At 70.0% G+C, this 18,699-nt stretch carries 21 protein-coding genes; 11 read left to right on the top strand and 10 right to left on the bottom strand.

Annotated elements, in window-relative coordinates:
• Nucleotides 1–22: 22 nt before the first annotated feature.
• The 4 genes from HDA40_RS40110 to HDA40_RS40125 form a co-directional block, all read right to left on the bottom strand.
• A complete protein-coding gene (locus HDA40_RS40110; protein WP_253763309.1) occupies nucleotides 23–820 on the bottom strand; it encodes an alpha/beta hydrolase in 798 nt (265 codons plus the stop codon).
• A 147-nt stretch (nucleotides 821–967) separates the two neighbouring features.
• The gene (locus tag HDA40_RS40115) at nucleotides 968–1,813 is read right to left on the bottom strand and encodes an alpha/beta fold hydrolase (protein ID WP_253763310.1); all 846 of its coding nucleotides are present in this window, start codon (nucleotides 1,811–1,813) and stop codon (nucleotides 968–970) included.
• 14 nt (nucleotides 1,814–1,827) lie between these two features.
• Nucleotides 1,828–2,607 carry an alpha/beta fold hydrolase gene (locus tag HDA40_RS40120; protein ID WP_253763311.1) on the bottom strand — a complete coding sequence of 260 codons (780 nt, stop codon included), beginning with the start codon at nucleotides 2,605–2,607 and terminating at the stop codon, nucleotides 1,828–1,830.
• A 277-nt stretch (nucleotides 2,608–2,884) separates the two neighbouring features.
• Nucleotides 2,885–3,922: a saccharopine dehydrogenase family protein gene (locus HDA40_RS40125; RefSeq protein ID WP_253763312.1), complete on the bottom strand. Its 1,038-nt coding sequence runs from the start codon at nucleotides 3,920–3,922 to the stop codon at nucleotides 2,885–2,887.
• A 111-nt stretch (nucleotides 3,923–4,033) separates the two neighbouring features.
• On the opposite strand from HDA40_RS40125, the gene HDA40_RS40130 reads away from it, so the two are divergent.
• Together HDA40_RS40130 and HDA40_RS40135 are read left to right on the top strand one after the other, a co-directional pair.
• Nucleotides 4,034–4,972: a helix-turn-helix domain-containing protein gene (locus HDA40_RS40130; protein ID WP_253763313.1), complete on the top strand. Its 939-nt coding sequence runs from the start codon at nucleotides 4,034–4,036 to the stop codon at nucleotides 4,970–4,972.
• A gap of 81 nt (nucleotides 4,973–5,053) precedes the next feature.
• Nucleotides 5,054–5,425: a hypothetical protein gene (locus HDA40_RS40135; protein WP_253763314.1), complete on the top strand. Its 372-nt coding sequence runs from the start codon at nucleotides 5,054–5,056 to the stop codon at nucleotides 5,423–5,425.
• An 87-nt stretch (nucleotides 5,426–5,512) separates the two neighbouring features.
• Here the strand turns inward: HDA40_RS40135 and HDA40_RS40140 are convergent, their stop codons facing one another.
• Both HDA40_RS40140 and HDA40_RS40145 read right to left on the bottom strand, forming a co-directional pair.
• Nucleotides 5,513–6,244, bottom strand: coding sequence for a DUF899 family protein (locus HDA40_RS40140; RefSeq protein WP_253763315.1), 732 nt, complete (start codon nucleotides 6,242–6,244; stop codon nucleotides 5,513–5,515).
• A 53-nt stretch (nucleotides 6,245–6,297) separates the two neighbouring features.
• Nucleotides 6,298–7,308, bottom strand: coding sequence for an ArsR/SmtB family transcription factor (locus tag HDA40_RS40145; RefSeq protein WP_253763316.1), 1,011 nt, complete (start codon nucleotides 7,306–7,308; stop codon nucleotides 6,298–6,300).
• A gap of 202 nt (nucleotides 7,309–7,510) precedes the next feature.
• Here HDA40_RS40145 and HDA40_RS40150 point away from each other — a divergent pair, with 202 nt between their 5' ends.
• From HDA40_RS40150 to HDA40_RS40180, 7 genes are all read left to right on the top strand, one after another.
• Nucleotides 7,511–7,903, top strand: a complete 393-nt coding sequence (locus HDA40_RS40150; RefSeq protein ID WP_253763317.1) for a hypothetical protein — start codon at nucleotides 7,511–7,513, stop codon at nucleotides 7,901–7,903.
• Nucleotides 7,904–8,241: 338 nt separating this feature from the next.
• On the top strand, nucleotides 8,242–8,739 hold the full coding sequence (locus tag HDA40_RS40155; protein WP_253763318.1) for a tetratricopeptide repeat protein: 498 nt from the start codon (nucleotides 8,242–8,244) through the stop codon (nucleotides 8,737–8,739).
• Nucleotides 8,740–8,845: 106 nt separating this feature from the next.
• Nucleotides 8,846–9,769, top strand: a complete 924-nt coding sequence (locus tag HDA40_RS40160; RefSeq protein ID WP_253763319.1) for an STM4015 family protein — start codon at nucleotides 8,846–8,848, stop codon at nucleotides 9,767–9,769.
• A 1-nt stretch (nucleotide 9,770) separates the two neighbouring features.
• Nucleotides 9,771–10,967, top strand: coding sequence for an STM4014 family protein (locus tag HDA40_RS40165; protein ID WP_253763320.1), 1,197 nt, complete (start codon nucleotides 9,771–9,773; stop codon nucleotides 10,965–10,967).
• Entirely contained in the window at nucleotides 10,964–11,782 is an 819-nt protein-coding gene (locus HDA40_RS40170) for an STM4013/SEN3800 family hydrolase (protein WP_253763321.1), read from the top strand. Before HDA40_RS40165 ends, HDA40_RS40170 begins: the two co-directional genes overlap by 4 nt.
• Before the next feature lie 2 nt (nucleotides 11,783–11,784).
• Nucleotides 11,785–13,104, top strand: a complete 1,320-nt coding sequence (locus HDA40_RS40175; protein WP_253763322.1) for an STM4012 family radical SAM protein — start codon at nucleotides 11,785–11,787, stop codon at nucleotides 13,102–13,104.
• The gene (locus HDA40_RS40180) at nucleotides 13,101–14,015 is read left to right on the top strand and encodes an STM4011 family radical SAM protein (RefSeq protein ID WP_253763323.1); all 915 of its coding nucleotides are present in this window, start codon (nucleotides 13,101–13,103) and stop codon (nucleotides 14,013–14,015) included. The genes HDA40_RS40175 and HDA40_RS40180 overlap by 4 nt, the downstream gene beginning before the upstream one ends.
• Here the strand turns inward: HDA40_RS40180 and HDA40_RS40185 are convergent.
• The 3 genes from HDA40_RS40185 to HDA40_RS40195 are packed head-to-tail and all read right to left on the bottom strand — an operon-like array spanning nucleotide 13,978 to nucleotide 16,277.
• Entirely contained in the window at nucleotides 13,978–15,072 is a 1,095-nt protein-coding gene (locus HDA40_RS40185; protein ID WP_253763324.1) for a DUF6745 domain-containing protein, read from the bottom strand. The genes HDA40_RS40180 and HDA40_RS40185 overlap by 38 nt on opposite strands.
• Nucleotides 15,073–15,104: 32 nt before the next feature.
• On the bottom strand, nucleotides 15,105–15,425 hold the full coding sequence (locus HDA40_RS40190; RefSeq protein ID WP_253763325.1) for a DUF8820 family protein: 321 nt from the start codon (nucleotides 15,423–15,425) through the stop codon (nucleotides 15,105–15,107).
• A gap of 36 nt (nucleotides 15,426–15,461) precedes the next feature.
• Nucleotides 15,462–16,277, bottom strand: coding sequence for an HAD family hydrolase (locus HDA40_RS40195; protein WP_253763326.1), 816 nt, complete (start codon nucleotides 16,275–16,277; stop codon nucleotides 15,462–15,464).
• A gap of 125 nt (nucleotides 16,278–16,402) precedes the next feature.
• On the opposite strand from HDA40_RS40195, the gene HDA40_RS40200 reads away from it, so the two are divergent.
• Nucleotides 16,403–17,512 (top strand): hypothetical protein, encoded by a 1,110-nt coding sequence (locus HDA40_RS40200; protein ID WP_253763327.1) that lies wholly within the window; start codon nucleotides 16,403–16,405, stop codon nucleotides 17,510–17,512.
• Nucleotides 17,513–17,528: 16 nt separating this feature from the next.
• On the opposite strand, the gene HDA40_RS40205 is transcribed toward HDA40_RS40200, so the two are convergent.
• Nucleotides 17,529–17,918, bottom strand: coding sequence for a MerR family transcriptional regulator (locus HDA40_RS40205; protein WP_253763328.1), 390 nt, complete (start codon nucleotides 17,916–17,918; stop codon nucleotides 17,529–17,531).
• A 90-nt stretch (nucleotides 17,919–18,008) separates the two neighbouring features.
• On the opposite strand from HDA40_RS40205, the gene HDA40_RS40210 reads away from it, so the two are divergent.
• Entirely contained in the window at nucleotides 18,009–18,656 is a 648-nt protein-coding gene (locus HDA40_RS40210; protein ID WP_308197811.1) for an SDR family NAD(P)-dependent oxidoreductase, read from the top strand.
• Nucleotides 18,657–18,699: the final 43 nt, after the last annotated feature.

Raw genomic sequence — 18,699 nt, forward strand, 5'->3', positions numbered from 1 at the left:
TTGCCTCCGCGATGTTCGGTTGTCATAGCGACTGGGCGCGCAGCCAGGCCAGGCAGCCTTCGGCCACCGTGCGCCAGCCGCTGTCGATGGTCAGCGAGTGAGCTCGGTCGGCGAACTCCCTGATCTCGGTGACCGCGTGCGAGTGCCGGTACTGCTTGAGGGTGGCCAGGGTGACGGCCTCCGGCACGGTGTTGTCCTTGCCGCCCATGACCAGCAGCAGCGGCCCGCGCGACTCGTTGCCGGTGTCCACCTTGGCCGGCGAGTGCGGGTCGAAGGTGGCCAGGGCCGCCTCGAACAGTGGCTTGCCCGGTGCCGGGATCGTCCACCGCTCGTATAGCTCCTGCGACTCCGCCTCGGAGACGGCGTTGCCGAACGCGAACCGGAACTGCTCGGCGGTCAGCGAGACAGCCCGGTGCCGGTTGCCGGGGTTCTTGAACACCGGCAACGTGGCGCGCAACGCTGACAGCGGCACCGGCAGCACACCCTTGATCTGGGCGGCGTCGATCGCGATCGCGGCGGCCGCTCGGTCAAGGCCGAGCAGCTTCTGGGCGATCATCCCGCCGAAGGAGTGCCCGATCAGGATCGGCTTGGTGTCGAGCCGGTCGATGATGTTCGTGTAGTGCTCGACGACGTCGTCGATGCCGTGGTCGGCGAGGCGATCCGGGTTGGCGCGGGTCTCCTCGACCGTGTCCGCGTCGCCGGGCCAGCCCGGCGCGGTCGGTTCGTAGCCCGCTTCGCGGAACAGGTCGATCCACGGCGTCCAAGACGTGGCGTGCAGCCACAGTCCGTGGATGAAGACGACCGGTGTCGGTGTACTCATGATGGCTCCTCAGATCTGTTGGGGTGGCGGGCCGACGACCCGCAGGTTGAACGCTTCGGCGGACGCGATGATCGCGCCGACGTCGAACGACGGCGGCGCGTCGTCCACGTGCGCGACAGGCGCACCGATGGAACCGAACCACTCCTGTCAGGCGGCCGTCGCGTGGGCGGCCGCACGGACGAGACCGACGACGAGGTTCGGGTGCGTGACGAAGTAGGCGTGTGAGGCGCCCGCGACCTCGACGGTGCGCGAACCGGCCCGCTTGGCCATCGCCCGCTGCGAGGCAGGCGGGATCGCCTGGTCCGCACCGGACACCGCATACCACGACGGGATGCTCCGCCACGCGGGGGTGCCGGACGGGGAGGCCAGCGCGGTCAGCGTGATCGGGCGCTGCGTCGCCGCCATCGCCAGCGCCGTTGCTGGGCCGACCTCGCTGATGAACGCCTTGCGGAACTCCTGCGGCCGGATCGAAAGTTCCACGTCGGTACCGCCACCCGCGATCGGGATCTGAACGCTGGTCACGACGTCCTGCAGAGTGCCCCCGGCACTGAGCGCGAAAGCGGACTCGCCCTCGTCAGGAGCGAACGCCGCGATGTACACCAGCGCCTTGACGTTCAGGTTCCCGGTCGCGGCATTGGTGATCACCGCACCGCCGTACGAGTGTCCGACCAGGATGATCGGACCGGTGATCGAGGCGAGCACGGCCGCGAGGTATTCGGCGTCGCCGGCCAATGCGCGCAACGGATTGGCCACTGCGACAACCGGGAAGCCGTCGTCCTGCATTCGCTGGACCACACCGGTCCAGCCGGATGCGTCGGCGAACGCGCCGTGGACCAAGACGACGGTCGGCCGGTTGACGCCGGCGGGCCAGGTGGAGGTACTGGATGCGGCCTGCGCGGCCGCCGCCGGCGTGACGATGCCGAGGCCGGCGGCGGCCGACACGGTGGCCAGGCCCGTCAGGACGGTGCGACGGGAGGTGCGGTGGATGTTCATGAGCGGAACTCCTTTCAACGGAGGGTGCGCGCGGCCGTGAGGATCACGTCGGCAACTGCGGTGGGCTGGGAGACCATGACGGCGTGAGAACCAGCCGTCTCGGCGATGTGCGATCCGGCGCGTTGCGCCATGGAACGCTGCGCATCCACGTGGATGGCCTGATCGTCGGCAGCCACGAGGTACCAGGACGGCAGCACCCGCCACGCCGGCTCGGCGGACGCCTCAGTGAAACCGGCCAACGCGATCGGCCGCTGGCTGGCCGCCATGATCGCGGCGTCGGCCGCAGGCACGTCGGCGGCGAAGACCGCCGGGAACTGGGACCGGTCGATGCTCAACTCGGCCGCCTTGTCGCCGTGCTCGGTTCGAACAGCGGTCTGGCGCAGCGCCGACCCCATGAGCGTGGCCGGAAACTGCTCCACGATCGCCGTCAGGCTCTCGCCCTCCTTCGGGGCGAACGCGGTGATGAACACCAGCCCGACCGCATTGGCGAGTTCACCGGCGGCGTTGGTGATCACCGCGCCGCCATAGCTGTGCCCGACCAGCAGCACCCGGCCCTCAATCTCGGAAGCCACGTCCGCCACATAGCGCGCGTCCGTGGCCAGCCCTCGCAGCGGGTTCGCCACCGCCCGCACGTCCAGGCCCGCCGCTAGCAACTGCCCGAGGACGGCCGACCAACTTGACGCATCCGCGAACGCGCCGTGTACGAGAAGAACCGTCAGGTCGTTTTCGGCACTCTCAAACTCTGTCATCACTTCCTGCCTCCGTATCGATGTCGGCTGACCGTAATCCGGCACCGATGCAAGATCAGTGATAAAAGAGTGACGACGCAGTGAGCAGCACCGGAGGGCCGATCACAGCGATCACCGCTGGTTAGGCCTGGCGGGCGGCAAAGGGCCGCCACCCGGGGTCGAGCTCCCAGGCCCTCATCTCGCTCGGCAGGAGCCGAGGCAGCCGGGCAGCGTACCGAAGCGCAACCGTGCCGACCCTTCGTCGCATGAGACTCGTGGCGGCGCGCTGGCGATGATCGGCTCGCTCAACCGTCACATGTGGACGCAGACTGAGGAAACGGGGTCAGGGGAGGACCTCGACGGTCAGGTAGGGAGACATGGCGTCCAGGAAGTCGGCGGCGTCGAAGATCTCGCCGGCCGACGCGACACCGGTCGTGCGGATCCGGCCGGTCAGAATCCGTTCGATCGCCTCGACGGCCAGCGGGGCGCTCACGGCGTAGATGTCCTGGCCGCTGGCCACGACACGGCGTCGCTCGTCGCCGGAACGCACCACGACGTCGACGGTGAACGTCTGGTCCGACCGGCCGGAGTCGTCGACCGCGGTGGGTGCCTGCGCGTCCGGTGCGGCCAGATCCTGGGCCGCCTCCGTCGTCATGTAGGTGCGTACCTCGGGGATGGCCAGGTGGCTTGGGATGGTGACGACGTCGGCCATGGTGAACTCGCTGAACACGCTGCGTCGGCCCAGGGGAGCGGGGAAGTCCCAGTCCACCGTCGGCAGGTCGCCGTCGGCGGCGTAGTAGTCGAGGCGGCCGCCGGTGAACCGGACGCGCCGGCCGTCGCGCCGGTCGTGGGACACGACGCCGGAGGCGATGGTGCCGCCGGTGGGGTGCCAGCTGCTCAGCCCGTACGCGATCTGGGCTTCGTCGGCGGTCGTCCAGTCGCGCATCGCCAGGGTGACGAGCAGGTCGCCGAGGCCGCCGTAGAACGCCATCGCTGGGACCACGGCGACGTCCGCTTCGCGAGCCCGGTCGGCGAGGTTCGCGAACGTGTCGGCGTTGGCCTCGATCTCGGCTGCGACGTCCACGTACGGCAGGCCGGCTCGCAGGGCTGCCTCGATCACGGCCGTCGCCGTCGAGGCGAAGGGACCGGCGGTGTTGATCACCGCGGCGGCGTCGGTCAGTGCCTTGTCCAGCGCCGCCGGGCCGTCGGCGGAGGCGACTCGGTACGCCAGCCCCGGATGCGCGTACGCCATCGCCTGAAGCTTGTCGGCGTCGCGGCCGACGAGCAGTGGGACGAATCCGCGACCCAGCAACTCCGCCACCACGAACCGCCCGGTGTGCCCGTACGCACCGAACACCGCCACGGTCTGACCTGCACTCATGGGAACTCCTCAGGCTTGACAACGTCTCGAAAAGATCGACTGAGGAGATCCTGTCAACGGCGGGCCGACCCGACGAGTGTCTGGAACGACAACCCCCGTACAGTTTCGGACATGAGCACGATCGCCCTCGCCGCCACCGACGGGATGCTGCACTTCGAGCTGGCCATGGCCTGCGAGGTGTTCGTCCGTGACCCATCCGGCCTGGCCGACCCGTGGTACGAGCTGGTGATCTGCGGCAGCGGCCCGGTCCGGGCCGGCAAGTTCCGGGTGGACCCCGAGGACGGCTGGGACCGGCTCGCCCGCGCGGACACCGTGATCGTCCCTTCGGTGGAGGACATCGACGCGGAACTGCCGGTCGACCTGCTCGACGCCGTACGCACCGCGCACCAAGCCGGCGCTCGGATGGTCTCGCTGTGCACCGGCGCGTTCGTGCTGGCCGCCGCCGGGGTGCTGGACGGCCTGACCGCCACGACGCACTGGGCGCACACCGAGGCGTTGGCCGCGCGCTATCCGCAGGTGACGGTCGACCCCGATGTGCTCTACGTCGACAACGGGACCGTGCTCGCCTCGGCCGGCAAGGCCGCCGCGATCGACCTGTGCCTGCACCTGATCCGCCGCGACCACGGCTCGACGGTCGCCAACGCGGTCGCCCGGCGACTGGTCGTGCCGCCGCACCGAGCCGGCGGGCAAGCCCAGTTCGTCGCCACCCCGGTCCCCGCCCGCGAGGACCACCCCCTCGCCGCCTTGTTCCCCTGGGCGATGGCCCGCCTGGACCGGCCGCTCACCGTGGAAGACCTGGCCCGCCAGGCCAACATGAGTTCCCGCAACCTCGCCCGCCAGTTCAAGTCGGTGACCGGCACGACGCCGCTGATCTGGCTGTCGAACCAGCGGATCCGCCGGGCCCAGGAGTTGCTGGAGAACACCGACCGTAGCATCGACGCCATCGCGGAGGCGGCGGGTCTGGGTACCGCCACGACGCTGCGGCGGCACTTCCATCGTGCGGTCGGGGTGCCGCCGGACGCCTACCGGCGGACGTTCCGCGGGGTCTGAGCGGGGTCGCCCGCCGATCGTTGGTCGCACCGGTTTCGACGCAGGTCGCCGGGTCTTGCGGGCATCTGCACAATGGTCGCCATGATGGTCACGCGACGCGCCGGCTCGGGCGACTGGGAAACCTGGCGCGTCGGCCGTCGGCGGCTGGCGTTCCGTCCCTATATCACCGGTTTCGCCGACGCCCCCGACTCCTCGGAACTGAGTCTGATCATCGTCCTGCTGCAGGTCGTCCCGTTCGCGGTGGTGTGGTTGGCGGCGCTGGCCGCGACGATGGCGGTCTGGCCGTGGCGGGCACTGACCGGCCGCTGGCTCGTCGTGGCCTATCCGACGGCATCCCCGGGCAAGGCCCACCGCCGACGGGTGGATTCGGCCGCCGAGGCGAAGCAACTCGTCGCGCAATGGTCGGAGGCGATCACGTCGGGGCAGCTGGAGCCGCGGGTGGCCGCCTCCTGAAACCGATCGGGAGCCCGACGCGGCCGACGCGCCGTCGACGCATGGCCGAACTGTAGGGGTTCCGGTGCCGGTCGCCGATCGGCGCGCCTACGCGGCGGGCTCGTCGGTGACGCCCCACTGCGCCAGCGGGCGGCCGTCGGTACGCCACTGGTGCTGACCGGCCGGGATCTTCGGCCAGCCGGCGGGGGAGTCCTCCCACGCCTCCTGACGTCCGAACACGGTCCGGTCCAGCAGACTGTAGGACCAGAAGCCCGCTTCGTTGCCGCGATCGGTCGTCCAGTAGGTCTCGTAAACGCGGCCATGATCGTCGCGTACGTAGCAGCCGAGCCAGCCGAAGTCCCGGTCGGCCAGCAGTCCGTGGCCCGCGTCGCGCGCCGAGTACCAAGGTGCCGCATAGCCCATGAAGTCCGCGTACGGCCGGCTCTCCTCGTACGTGCCCGCACAGAAGTAGGCCAGTGTCACGTCGCGCGCGTGCAGGTGCGCCAGCGGGCCCTGGACCTGGGACGCGAAGTAGGTGCAGCCGATGCACTGCCGCTCGGCCGGCTGGCCGTCGTGCCACATGTGGAAGTAACCGACGAGCATCCGCCGCCCCTCGAAGGCGTCCAGAAACGGAACCTCGCCCTTCGCGCCGACCACGGTGACGGACCCGGGGATCTCGATCATCGGCAGCCGCCGGCGCTCCGCGGCGATCACGTCGCCCGCGCGGCTGTGCGCCTTCTCCCTGACCAGCAGACTGGCTCGGGCGGCCTCGTACTCGTCGCGGCTGGTGACGGTCGGCAGGGCGGAGACCGCCAGCGGCTCGGTGGGCAGGTGGCGCATAGTCGCTCCTTCTTTTCGAATGGTGCGCTGAGTTCGAAGTGTCGATTGGACGGCTACTCCCTGCGTGATCCCGCGGCCGACGGCTCTCGCGAGTCACCGCCGATGTAGGGCTCGAGCAGCGCCCTGCCCAGATCAGTGCGACTGTGGACGACCATGCCACCGTCCCGCACGCTGTCGATCAACCTCGTGTTGCGCAACGTCGCCAGGTGTTTGCTCGCCGCCGCTACCGAGATGCGAGTAAGGCGGGCGATGTCAGAGGTGTTGCGCCCTTCGGCACAGGCCAGGACCTCGGCACGGGTCCGGCCGATCAGATCGGCGAGCGGCGTGTGCGCCGCGTCGGAGGCGAGCCGCGTGCCGGTGTCGATCGGATAGACGAGAACCGGCGGCATGTCGTTGTCGGCCAGCACCATCAGCTGGCGGGTCTCCTTGAAATACGAGGGCACCAGCACCAGACCACGACCGCCCAGGTGTAAGTCGCGGTTGCCGGTTCCGCCCCAGACCCTGATGCTCAGGACGCCGTCGTGATAGGACGCACAGGGGTGCAGCCGGTTCAGGACGGCACCGATCCCGCCGGCGCCCATCTGACGCAGCCGGTCGGCCCGGTCCGCGGCGACCGCGCCGGTCACCCGCGTCCAGATGGGAGTGAGCGCGGCCTCGCGATAGGCGCGCATCGCGGAGCCGAGGTCCACCATCGTGGACAGCCGGATGTGCCCCGCCGTGATCGGCTTGTCCATCAAGCCGATCTCCCGGAGAACGCGGCGGCTGGGGGTGGTCAGGACGCGTTCCAAAGATTCGTCGAAGCCAGCGTCGCCTCGCGTCGGCGTGAGGAAATCCGGAAAATATCCGCGTGGCGGATTCACGGCGAGGGCTAGATCGATCGATCGGCGCAGCGAGCCACCGGGATGCAGGCGGTCCAGGAGTCCGGCCCGCCATCCGCCGATGTGCGTCGGCACCTCTCGTAGCCGAAGCTGATGGATGCTCAACGACAACTCCCAGAGCCAGTCCGGCCCCGCGGCGATCCGGGGGTTGGCGAGATCAGAGAGACTGAAGTGGATGCGGAGCATGGCGTCGATTATTACCGCGCTCCGGCAGGTTTTCCGTACGGGTTAAAGCCTTGCGGCTCGCGTTCGGGGTACTCAAAGCCTCTGGCCGCGACGGGGTTTTCCGCTCAGGGAAAAGACTGTGAGGTTCATCGGTCCGAAAGAGAGCATGACAGCCGCTGAACAAGCGACCGCAAAGTGCGCTCATCCACGCTAGGAGGATCCGATGAAGCAGACAATGATGTCCATGGCAAGGGCTGCGCTGGTCGTCGCCACCGCTGTCGCCATGTTTACCGTCTCCCCTGTGCCTGCGGCTCAGGCGGCAGACAACTGTTCCGGATACACCCAGTTCCCGAACGGCGAGGGCGCGGGCACCATGGAGGTCACGGCGAATCTCAAGGTCGGTCCATACGCCTCCTGCGGCAACGTCCGATCCGTGGCCGCCGGCACCAGGCTCTACTTCTATTGCGAGGTGATGAACTCGTACGGGAACATCTGGGACTACGTTCGTGTCGCGGGCACCTCCACTTATGGGTGGATGTCCCGGCAGAACATGACCAACATTACTGCCTCGGATGACAACGGCAACGGGGTCATCGACACGTACGCCTGCCTGTAAAGGCTTGTCTCCACCTCGTTCCCGCACGAGGTTGCCTCGACGGCGAGAGGTCTGCGGTGGGCGGCCGCATAACGGGGGCGACCACCGCAGACTTCTGTGCCGGTCAGTTTCGGTATCGGCCGAGTGCTTCGACGAACTGGCGTTTTGAAGCCGTTCGTGAAGGCGTACCCGATCGCCGCGACCGCTCCGCCGCTCCATGATGAGCCGGTCACTGGGAGTGGACCAGGTGAGCACTACGACGGCTGTGACGAGCAGATTGATCCGCAGGCCGGGCACGAGCCCGGCCCCGGCCACCTGGTGATGTTCCGCCCTGGGCGGCCAGCCCGTACGATCCGGTGATGTCGCAAGATCGAGACCGCCTGCTGGCCGAGGCCGTCGGCCTGCGGGAGAGCGACCGGACCGAGGAGGCGCGGGAGCTTCTCCTGACGCTGTCGGACCGGTACCCGCAGGATGCCGAGGTGGCGTACCAGGCCGCCTGGGCGCATGACAAGCTGGGCCTGGAAGCCGAGGCGGTCCCGTTCTACGAGCGCTCGCTGGCGACTGCCGGGCTTTCGCCCGAGGATCGGGCCGGCGCGTTCCTCGGACTGGGCAGCACACTGCGCGCCCTGGGCCGCTACGAGGACGCGGTGACGACCCTGCGGCGGGGGCTGGCCGAATTCCCGGACGACGCGGCGTTGCAGACCTTCCTCGCCATGGCCATGTACAACGTCGGCCAAGCCCGCGAGTCGGTGTCGCTGCTACTGAAGCTCCTGGCCGAGACGAGCGGCGACGAGCGAGTGCGGCGATATCGTCGGGCGATCGAGTTCTACGCCCAGGACCTCGACGCGATCGGCTAGATGCCGCGACGGCGTTTCCGGGATCGGTCCCGCGCGGTCGGGGAGTGTCGGCGTCCACTGTTATGGTCCGTGCACTTGCGGGACGACCGACAGCCTGGAGGCAGCCGTGGCAATCTCCGATCACATCACGACGTACGCCGGCCTGCCGATCGTCGAGTATCCCGAGGGAAGCCCGGTCGCTGATCCCGCTCTGGTCGCCTGGCGCGTCGACGACCCGGAGTACGAGGGCGGCGAGATCTTCGAGGAGCGCCTGTCGGGCCTGCTCGCCGAACCGTGGGCCGGGCAGGTCACCACCTTGGTCATCGGCAACTGGGGCAGCGCGTACGACACGGCGGCTCCGGTCGAGCGGATCGCTGAGGCGGCGACGAGTCTGCCGTCGTTGCGGGCGCTGTTCCTCGGCGAGCTGACGTTCGAGGAGTGCGAGATCTCCTGGATCCGGCACACCGACATCACGCCGTTGTTCGAGGCGTACCCGGAGCTGACGACGCTCACGGTGCGCGGTGCGGAAGGCTTGTCGTTCAAACCGTTGCGGCACACGGCATTGCGGAGCCTGACCTTCCAGTCGGGCGGGCTGGACGCCGGAATCGTGCGCGCGGTGGCGGACAGCGACTTCCCTCAGCTCAACCATTTGGAGCTGTGGCTGGGCGTCGAGAACTACGGCGGTGACGCCACAGTGGATGATCTGAGCCAGATCCTCGCGGGCGGCCGCCTGCCCCGGCTCACGTCGCTCGGGTTGAAGGATGCGGATATCGCCGACGAGGTGGCGGCCGCTGTCGCGGCCGCGCCGATCGTGGCGCGGCTGGAGGAACTGGACCTGTCGATGGGCGTACTCACCGACGTCGGGGCAGCCGCGTTGCTGGCCGGGCAGCCGTTGACCCACCTGCGACGGCTGGATCTGCATCACCACTACCTCACCGAACCCCTGGTTGCTCGGATCACCGCCGAACTGGGCGAGGCCGGTGTCGACGTGGATCTGTCCGAACCGGAGGAGCCGGACGGCACCTGGCGCTACGTCTCGGTCGCCGAGTGAGATGCGGCTGACGGTCGTAGCCAATCCCGGCAGCCGCCGGTTGGCGCTGTTCTCGGCGGCGATTCAGCGCGCCGGGCTGGCCACTCCGGAGGTCGTCGCCTGGCGCGACGTGGCGGCGGGCGCACCGCTCCGGCTGACGCCCGGTTCGTTGGTACGCCTGGAGTCTCCCGGCGAGGACACCGAGGTGGATCGCCTGCTGCGCGGGGCCGACTCCGAACTCGATCACGGTGAGCTCGCCGGTGGCCGGGCGTGGTACGACGGGTTCTGCCGGGCGGTGCGCCGGATCGCCGACGCCGCGGCCGACCAGCGAGCGCGGCTGCTGGCCGATCCGGACGAGGTCGCGACGATGTTCGACAAGGCGGCCTGCCACGCTCGGCTTTCCGCTGCGGGCGTGCCGGTTCCGGCGGCGTTGCCGGGATCCCCGGCGAACTGGGCGGATCTTCGTGAACGCCTCGCCGGGGTGGGCTGGCGGCGGGTCTTCGTCAAGCCTCGGCACGGGTCATCGGCCTCAGGGGTACTCGCGGTGGAATTCGGGCGTGCGGGGCGGTTGGCCGCTACGACCTCGGTGGAGTGGAGCGGCGGCCGGATGTACAACTCGCTTCGGGTACGCCGATATCAGGACGAGCCGACGATCGCCGCGACGGTCGATCGGCTGGCGCCCGACGGGCTGCACGTCGAACGATGGTTCCCCAAGGCGGGCCTGGCCGGGCGCGTACTCGATCTGCGGGTGGTCGTGATCGCGGGGGAGCCGACCCACGTCGTGGTTCGCAGCAGCAAGTCACCGATGACCAACCTGCACCTCGGCGGCGTACGCGGTGACCTCGCGGCGGTCCGAGCCGCCGCGGGCGACGAATACGACGCCGCCATGCAGACGTGCCGGCGGGTGGCCGCGGCGTTTCCCAGGAGCCCGCATGTCGGCGTGGACCTGATGATCGGCTCCGGCTGGCGGTCGCACGCGGTGGCCGAGGTGAACGCGTTCGGTGATCTGCTGCCCGGCCTGCTGGCCGACGGCCGGGACACCTACGACGCACAGCTTTCGGCGTTGCAAGCCGCGCCCGCAGCCTCACCTTCCGCGTCCTCGAACGGGCGATCAGCGCCTTCGGGCGGGCGGCACCCGGGCGTGCCGGATGACTCGGGCGTGCGGGACAGCTCCGGCGTGGCGGCCGGGCACGGACCCGGGTCCAGGGTGGCGGCGTGAATCCGGTCGACATGACGGCAGTGGTCGGCTCGCACGACATCGCGCTGATCACGCTGGACACCCTGCGGTACGACGTGGCCGCGAACGAGGCCGCGGCAGGCCGGACGCCGCATCTCGCGGGCGTCCTGCCCGGCGGCGCGTGGGAGCGACGGCATTCGCCGGCCAGCTTCACCTACGCGGCGCATCACGCGTTCTTCGCCGGGTTCCTGCCCACACCGACCGGGGCCGGGCCGCACCCGCGGCTGTTCGCGGCACGGTTCCCCGGCAGCGAGACCACCGCCGACGGCACCTGGGTGTTCGATACCCCGGATGTCGTCGGCGGATTGGCCGCCGCCGGTTATCACACGGTGTGCCTGGGCGGCGTCGGCTTCTTCAACCGGCGGTCCGCGCTGGGCAGTGTGCTGCCGGGGTTGTTCGCCGAGGACCATTGGCGTCCGGAGTTCGGCGTCACCGAGCCTGATTCGCTGCGGCACCAGCTCGACCAGCTCCAGGACAGCTTGACCGGGATGACGCCGGATCGGCCGTTGTTCACCTTCCTCAACGTGTCGGCCCTGCACCAACCGAACCGGCACTACCTGGACGGCTGCGCCGAGGACGGCCTCGACAGCCATGCCGCCGCACTGCGCTATGTGGACGGCCACCTGCCGCGGTTGTTCGAGTTGCTGACGTCGCGGGGACGGCCGTGCTTCGTCATCATGTGCGCCGACCATGGGACGGCGTACGGGGAGGACGGTCACCACGGCCATCGGATCGGTCACGACGTCGTCTGGACCGTGCCGTACGCCCATTTCACGTTGCGTCCCGGAGAGTGGTGACGGTGCTCGACGGCTCGCCGTACCAGGGATACCTTTACGCGTACCCGCATAAGACGGCCTATCGGAGACTTGAACCGCGACCGCCGCTGCGGGAGGTGTGGCAGGCCGAGCCGCGCGACAGGCTCTTCCTGTATGTGCACGTGCCGTTCTGTGAGATGCGCTGTGGGTTCTGCAACCTGTTCACCCGGGCGAGGCCGCCGGCCGAGCAGGTCTCGGACTACTTGCGTCAGCTGCGGGTCCAAGCCGAGCAGGTCGCCGCGGCGATCGGACCGGCCCGGTACGCCCGCGCCGCCTTCGGCGGCGGAACGCCCACCTATCTGACCGCAGCCGAACTGGACGAGCTGTACGCCGTGACGCGTGACGTGATGGGGCTGCGTCCCGGTGAGGCGGGCCTGTCGGTGGAGACCTCGCCTGCGACGGCGACCGACGATCGGCTGGCCGTGCTCGCCGCGCACGGCACCCATCGGGTGAGCATGGGGGTGCAGAGTTTCCTCGACGCCGAGGCACACGCCGCGGGACGCCCGCAGAATCGGGTCGAGGTCGACCGGGCGCTCGACGCATTGCGGGCGGCTCGATTCCCGGTGCTCAATCTCGATCTCATCTACGGGATCCCCGGGCAGACGTCGCGGACGTGGGAATACTCCCTGGAGACCGCATTGCAGTGGCGACCGGAGGAGATCTTCCTCTATCCGCTCTACGTACGCCCGCTGACCGGGCTGGGCCGTCGCGGCGATCCGGACGCGCCGGACGACGACTGGGATCGTCAGCGGCTCGAGCTGTACCGGCAGGGCCGGGACCGGCTCCTCGCGGCGGGCTATCGGCAACTGTCCATGCGGCAGTTCCGCCGCCGGGAGCTGCCTGATCCGGACGGGCCGGACTACAGCTGTCAGGACGACGGCATGGTCGGGCTCGGCTGCGGCGCACGCTCGTACACCCGGCAGTTGCACTATTCCTTCGACTACGCAGTCAGCGTCCGGGAAGTCCGTGGCATCATCGACGACTACGTTCGCCGGCCCGCTGGGGATTTCGCGTACGCCGAGGTGGGGTTCGCCCTCGACGGTGCCGAGCAGCGCCTGCGCTGGCTGGTGAAGTCGCTGTTGCGTGCCGACGGCGCCGACGCGGACGCCTACCAGGCGCAGTTCGGCACCGAGCTGGCCACGGATCATCCGCATCTGACCGCGATCGAGGCACGCGGATGGGTCGGTTGGGACGGACCCATCCTCAAACTCACGCCGGAAGGGCTCGGCCGCAGCGACCTGATCGGCCCGTGGCTGATCTCCGACACCGTCCGAGCCGCGATGGCGCAGGCGGTGCTGCGATGAACCTGCTGATGCTCTACCGGGGGCCGCTGGCCAGCTGCAATTACGACTGCCCTTACTGTCCCTTCGCCAAACGACGCGACACCCCGGCCCAGCTACGCGAGGATCGGGCGGCGCTCTCCCGATTCGTCGAATGGGTCGTCGCGAACCCGCACGGCGACACGCTGTCGGTGCTGTTCACGCCCTGGGGCGAGGGACTGACCCGATCCTGGTACCGGCAAGCCCTCGTCCGGTTGTCGCACCTGCCGCACGTCGAACGGGTCGCCATCCAGACGAACCTGGCAGGCCGACTGGCGTGGACGGCTGACGCCGACCCGGAACGGCTCGCGCTGTGGGCCACCTACCATCCCGGGCAGACGAGCCGGGACCGGTTCCTCACCGCGTGCGCGACCCTGCGACGGCACGGCATCCGGCACTCGGTGGGCATGGTCGGGCTGCCCGAGCACCACGCCGAGGCGGTGACCATGCGAGACGCGCTCCCGGCCCAGACCTACCTCTGGATCAACGCCGCCGACGGGCATGTCTACTCCGCCGACGAAGAGGCCCGGTGGACGGCGGTCGACCCGCTGTTCGGCTACAGCGTCCGTCCGCACGCGTCGGCCGGGCACGAATGCTGGGCCGGTGAGACCGCGATCTCGGTCAACGGCGACGGGCTCGTCCGGCGCTGTCACTTCCTGCCCGAAGCCATCGGCAACCTGTACGACGACACCTTCCGTACGGCGCTGACCGCCCGCGCATGCCCGGCAGCCAGCTGCGACTGCCACATCGGCTACGTCCATCTGAAACGGCTCGGCCTGCACCAGGTCTTCGCCGGGGGGATCGCCGAACGCATCCCGGCCGGTCCGCCGCCGGCCTGGGGTGCGCCCGGTCCGCACGTCAGGTCTGCTGCTGCGGCGCGTACTGCTCCTCGGTGAGGTCGAACGTCCACGCCACCCCGGCGCGGGCGGTCCGCACGGTCGGCGGCACCCGCAGGAAATAGGTGCGGCGGGTGCCGTCCGGCTCCGGCGTGGCGTTGACGACCTCGACCATCACGAGCGGCTCGTCGCCGGGCAGGTCCAGCCGCCACAGCACGCCGAAGTCGTCGGACTGGACCCGAGTGGCCTCGGACTCGCTCAGGTAGCGGTCGAACCCGAAGTATTCGAGCATCACCCGGCGTACCTCGGCGTTGCTCTCGGACCGGATGCGGTCGGCCGTCAGCTCGGGCAGCTGGGCGGCCACGTCGTCCGGGACCGGCATGCCGCGCCACGCGTACATGCCGAAGCCGTCCGGGTAGGACAACGCCGGACCGCCCGCATGGTGCAGCCGGCCCAGATTGTCGCGGTGCACCTGGTCGGGGCGCTCGGTCAGCACGGCGATCCGCTCGAACGCCCACCACCAGCCCGCCGACCGGGCGACCCGGGCCAACCCGGCCAGCTCGGGAGAGTCGTCGCCGTACGCAGCCAGCCAAGCCGCGTCGTGCTGGCCGAGGATCGCGTCGAGCAGAGCGCCTTGCGCCGCTGCGCCGACCTCGTCGGCGTCGGCCGCGAACTGCTCGGTCAGTCGCGTCCGCAGGGGTGTGACGATCCGGTCGGCGAGCTGCTGCCAGCAACGACGCGTCGTCGCTACGCTGTGCCGCGCGTAGCCGACCGGACCGAGTTCGGCGACCAGCGCCGACCGCGCCCGAGCCCACGGGCCCGTCCGCACCTTCGACCGGACGCTCGCGCCGAGTTCCGCCCGGCCCGGCACACAGTCCTGCTCGGCCAGCCACTCCCAGACGTAGGGATCGCCGTCGGTTCCCGTCGACAGCATCGCGACCGCCGCCGCGCCGGCCGCCGGCGAACCGAGCCAAATGATCCGGTCAGGCGCGGCCAGCCCGGCGACCGCGTACGCCGCGCGCACGCCGGCCTCGGCGGCGGCCCGATCGGCCGGCTCCGCGCACAGACCGGCGGCGAGCCAGCTCTCCGCCCGCTCGGCCAAACCGATGTCGTCCATAGTGGAGAATGCGTCAGGGGTGAAGACGTCCATCAGTCGGCCACGAACCGGATCGCGCCGGGGAAGTACTCCCGCTGCCGCACCACGCGGTAGGCGCCCGGCGTCAGCGAGATCGGGCCGTGCTCCTCGTGCACGAGCCGCCCGTAGCCCTCGACCAGCAGGTAGAGCCGGTCGGGCTCCTCCGGCGGGCTCAGCAACGCCACTCGCTCGCCGGTCAGGACGTGCGCGTGCCCGGTCGCCTCGCCGAGCGCGAGCACCATCCGATGACGACGGTCGCGGGGCGCGTCGATCAGGCCGGGCGGCAGGTCCGCCGGGGCGATGGGGACTACCAGGACGTCGCCTTGCCGATGCATGAAGCGCTCCTTCGCCGAATCGCTGACGCGTGCAGGCTACGCGGACGGTACGACATCCGGCTCAGCCGCGAACATCTCCTCCAGGACGATCGCCACGCCGTCGTCGTCGTTGCTCGCGGTGACCCGGCCGGCCCGCTCCAGGACGAGCGGATGCGCGTTCGCCACCGCCACCGAGGTGCCTGCCCACTCCAGCACCGGCAGGTCGTTGGGCATGTCGCCGAAGGCCACCACGTCGGCCGGGACGGCGCCCCATCGCTCGCACAACCGGGCCACCGCCGCCGCCTTCGACACACCCGCCGCCGCGATCTCCACCATCCCCGCTGCGCCTGAGTAGGTGACCGACAGCTCGGGAAGCCTGCGCCGCAAGCGATCCAGCACCGCGTCGGTCACTGCGGCCGGTGTCCACGCGAGCAGCTTCACGCAGCTGCCGTCGCGCGCCCAGAGATCGTCGAGGCTCCTCGCCTCCTGCCGAGCCGTCTCGCGGCTGGCCCGGCGCAGCCACCCCGGTCCGGTCACCGCCCACTCACCGGTCTCCACCGCGAACGCGACGCCCGGCATCGTCTCCGCCACGACCTTGGCCGCCGCGGCGGCCAAGGGCATCGTCAGCGCGGCCAGGACTTCGACGTCGCCGGTGCCCAGGTCGAGCACGACCGCCCCGTTTGCACACACCGCCACGCCGGTCAGTCCCGCCTCCGCCGCCAGCACGCGGGTGAAACGAGGCGGGCGTCCGGTCGCGATCACGACCCGGGCACCTTGCGCGCGGGTCATCGCCAAGGCTGCTTTGGTACGCGTAGAGATGGTCGCATCGGTGCGTAGCAGGGTTCCGTCGAGATCCACGACGACGACGATCATGTCCGAGCCTAACCTGTTCCGGTTGCCGTCCGATCAGCTGTCGGGCCTGGTCGGTGGATTCGCGGTGGACGACGCCCGTAAGGTTTGGGCGCGAATTCTCGTGAAGTGCGATGGAGAGTATTCCGATGGATCTGACCACGGCCTACACCGATGCCTGGCACCGGCAGCCCGATCCGGTGGAGCGGGCGGGCGACCGCCGGCCGACGAACGAGCAGTGGGTGCTGGTGGCGGCGGTGTGGCTGCTGGCGATGTGGTCGCCGGACCAGGTCCCCGGCTGGGCGTCCACTCTGGTGCCCGGGAGGACCAAGGCGCGCCAGGATCAACAGTGGCTGGAGCCGCCGCCGCTGTCGGAGATCGCGGACGTCGGCGACCTGGCGGAGGTCACTGATGCGGCAGTGCTGACCAGCCGGGTGTCCATCGGCCCGGGGCGGCCGTACGAGCCGGCCCGCGCCGACGAGGAGGTGGCAGCCGAACTCGTGGCGTTGATCTCGGACGTGGTCGCGGCGCGCGACCAGCGCGGGCAGGCGCTCGTGCAGTTCCTCGCCGACAAGGTCGCCGGCCCATACTCCGACGTACTCCGCCTGACGGGTGCCGAAGCGGCGCCGGGAGTGCCGGAGGCGCTGCACCTGCTGCACCGCGATACCTGGGGCAGCACGCTGCGGGCCTCGCTGACTCCGGCCGCAGAGGTCCAGCCGCCACCCGTCATCGCCGCCGACGGCACCGACGCGGGTCTGGGTACCCGGATCGCCTGCAGCATGACGTTGCTGAGCGACCTGCTCTGGGTGAACAACAACACCCCGGTCACTTTCAGGTTCCGGATCGGTCGGCTTGATCAAGGCGCCGGCGACTGGATGACCACGGCGGCCCGATGGTGGGCCGAGAACCGCGAAGACGCGGACGAATACGACCTGGAAGAGTTTCGTGCCGTCTCAGCCACCGATCTTCGGACCGGCCTGCGCAACGAGGTGCGGCTGCATCTGATCGAGCTGCTCGACGACGAGTCCGGCGGCCTCGACGAGATCCCCGAAGTGCCGGCCGACCACCTCGCGAGGTTCCTCCTCGACGACCTGCTAGACGTCATCCTGACGCGCATGGGGGACGACGTACGCATCGCCTGTGCGGGCCTCCTGCCGGTGACGTGGCCCCCGAGCGAGGAAGACGACTCCATGGCGACCACCGTCCTGCTGGTCACCGCGGACGAGGTCGCGGTTCTCGAGGTCGACCTGTCCGACTGAGGCCGGATCCGGTGAGTCAGTCCCGGCCGGTCTCCTTGGTTTCGCCCGGCCGGCTGGGGATGGCGGCGAGCAAGCCGTCGAGCACCCGTTGCTCCGCTGTCATGTGCGCGATCGCGTCGGCGATGCGGGCGCGTTGCCGTTCGAGGTGCTGGACCATGCCTGGGCACGCCGACGGGGTCAGGCGTCCGCCGTCGTCGTGTACGCAGTGCAGCACCTGCGCGATGACGGTCGTGGGAAGTCCGGCGGCGAGCAGGGACCGGATGTGGGACACCGCCGTGACATCCGATCGGGCGTATTCGCGGTAGCCGTTGGCGAGCCGCGTCGGCTGAAGAAGCCCCTGCTCCTCGTAGTAGCGCAAGAGTCGCTCGCTGACCCCCGTCTCGCGGGCCAAGGCGCCGATCCGCATGCGAGCCTCCTCACGTCCGGTTGACCTTCACACTGATGTGAAAGCCTAGCTTTGCCTTCGTCAGTGGCGCTGTGGACGAGGGAGCAGAACGTGTCAGGCGCGGTCATCATCGGGGCAGGACCGGGGATCGGTCGATCGGTTGCCATGCGGTTCGCCCGGGAGGGCATGCCGGTTGCCGTCGTCGCGCGTACCGGTGCGGCGGTAGCGGAGATTGCTGATGCCGTGGGCGAGGTGGGCGTACAAGTCGTTGCCTTGACCGCCGACAGCACGGACGAGACAGGGCTGTGGGCCGCACTGGACGCGGCTGCCGACGAGCTGGGCCCGCCGGAGGTCGTGGTGTACAACGCCGCCGTCATCCAGGCGGACGCGCTCGGCGAGCTGTCCGTACGCGCCCAGCAGGACGCCTGGGCGGTCAACGTGGTCGGCGCGCTGAGCACCGCCGCGCACGTCCTGCCCGGCATGGCCCGGCGCGGTCACGGTTCGTTCATCGTCACCGGAGGAATGCCGGAGCCCAAGCCCCAGTACATGTCCCTCTCGCTGGGCAAGGCCGGGGTGCGGACGCTGGTGGCCCTGCTCGATCAGCAGTACGGGCCGTCCGGCGTCCACGTGGCCACGGTCACCGTGGCCGGCGCGGTCGCCCCAGGCACCGCCTTCGACCCGGACGACATCGCCGAACACTACTGGCGGTTGCACACCCAGCCACGACAGCGATGGGAACGGGAAGTCGTCCACGGTTAGCCGGCCTCGCCGTCGGCGACTGCGGTTCGCTCGACGCCGCCGG

Origin of the sequence: Hamadaea flava, from assembly GCF_024172085.1 — a bacterium.
In the GTDB taxonomy this organism is placed as follows: domain Bacteria; phylum Actinomycetota; class Actinomycetes; order Mycobacteriales; family Micromonosporaceae; genus Hamadaea; species Hamadaea flava.

Excerpts from the sequence above, each read along its gene's own strand:
- HDA40_RS40110 (WP_253763309.1), bottom strand. The coding sequence starts at position 820 with ATGAGTACACCGACACCGGTCGTCTTCATCCACGGACTGTGGCTGCAC.
- HDA40_RS40115 (WP_253763310.1), bottom strand. The coding sequence starts at position 1,813 with ATGAACATCCACCGCACCTCCCGTCGCACCGTCCTGACGGGCCTGGCC.
- HDA40_RS40125 (WP_253763312.1), bottom strand. The coding sequence starts at position 3,922 with ATGAGTGCAGGTCAGACCGTGGCGGTGTTCGGTGCGTACGGGCACACC.
- HDA40_RS40130 (WP_253763313.1), top strand. The coding sequence starts at position 4,034 with ATGAGCACGATCGCCCTCGCCGCCACCGACGGGATGCTGCACTTCGAG.
- HDA40_RS40135 (WP_253763314.1), top strand. The coding sequence starts at position 5,054 with ATGATGGTCACGCGACGCGCCGGCTCGGGCGACTGGGAAACCTGGCGC.
- HDA40_RS40140 (WP_253763315.1), bottom strand. The coding sequence starts at position 6,244 with ATGCGCCACCTGCCCACCGAGCCGCTGGCGGTCTCCGCCCTGCCGACC.
- HDA40_RS40145 (WP_253763316.1), bottom strand. The coding sequence starts at position 7,308 with ATGCTCCGCATCCACTTCAGTCTCTCTGATCTCGCCAACCCCCGGATC.
- HDA40_RS40150 (WP_253763317.1), top strand. The coding sequence starts at position 7,511 with ATGAAGCAGACAATGATGTCCATGGCAAGGGCTGCGCTGGTCGTCGCC.
- HDA40_RS40155 (WP_253763318.1), top strand. The coding sequence starts at position 8,242 with ATGTCGCAAGATCGAGACCGCCTGCTGGCCGAGGCCGTCGGCCTGCGG.
- HDA40_RS40165 (WP_253763320.1), top strand. The coding sequence starts at position 9,771 with ATGCGGCTGACGGTCGTAGCCAATCCCGGCAGCCGCCGGTTGGCGCTG.
- HDA40_RS40180 (WP_253763323.1), top strand. The coding sequence starts at position 13,101 with ATGAACCTGCTGATGCTCTACCGGGGGCCGCTGGCCAGCTGCAATTAC.
- HDA40_RS40185 (WP_253763324.1), bottom strand. The coding sequence starts at position 15,072 with ATGGACGACATCGGTTTGGCCGAGCGGGCGGAGAGCTGGCTCGCCGCC.
- HDA40_RS40190 (WP_253763325.1), bottom strand. The coding sequence starts at position 15,425 with ATGCATCGGCAAGGCGACGTCCTGGTAGTCCCCATCGCCCCGGCGGAC.
- HDA40_RS40195 (WP_253763326.1), bottom strand. The coding sequence starts at position 16,277 with ATGATCGTCGTCGTCGTGGATCTCGACGGAACCCTGCTACGCACCGAT.
- HDA40_RS40200 (WP_253763327.1), top strand. The coding sequence starts at position 16,403 with ATGGATCTGACCACGGCCTACACCGATGCCTGGCACCGGCAGCCCGAT.
- HDA40_RS40205 (WP_253763328.1), bottom strand. The coding sequence starts at position 17,918 with ATGCGGATCGGCGCCTTGGCCCGCGAGACGGGGGTCAGCGAGCGACTC.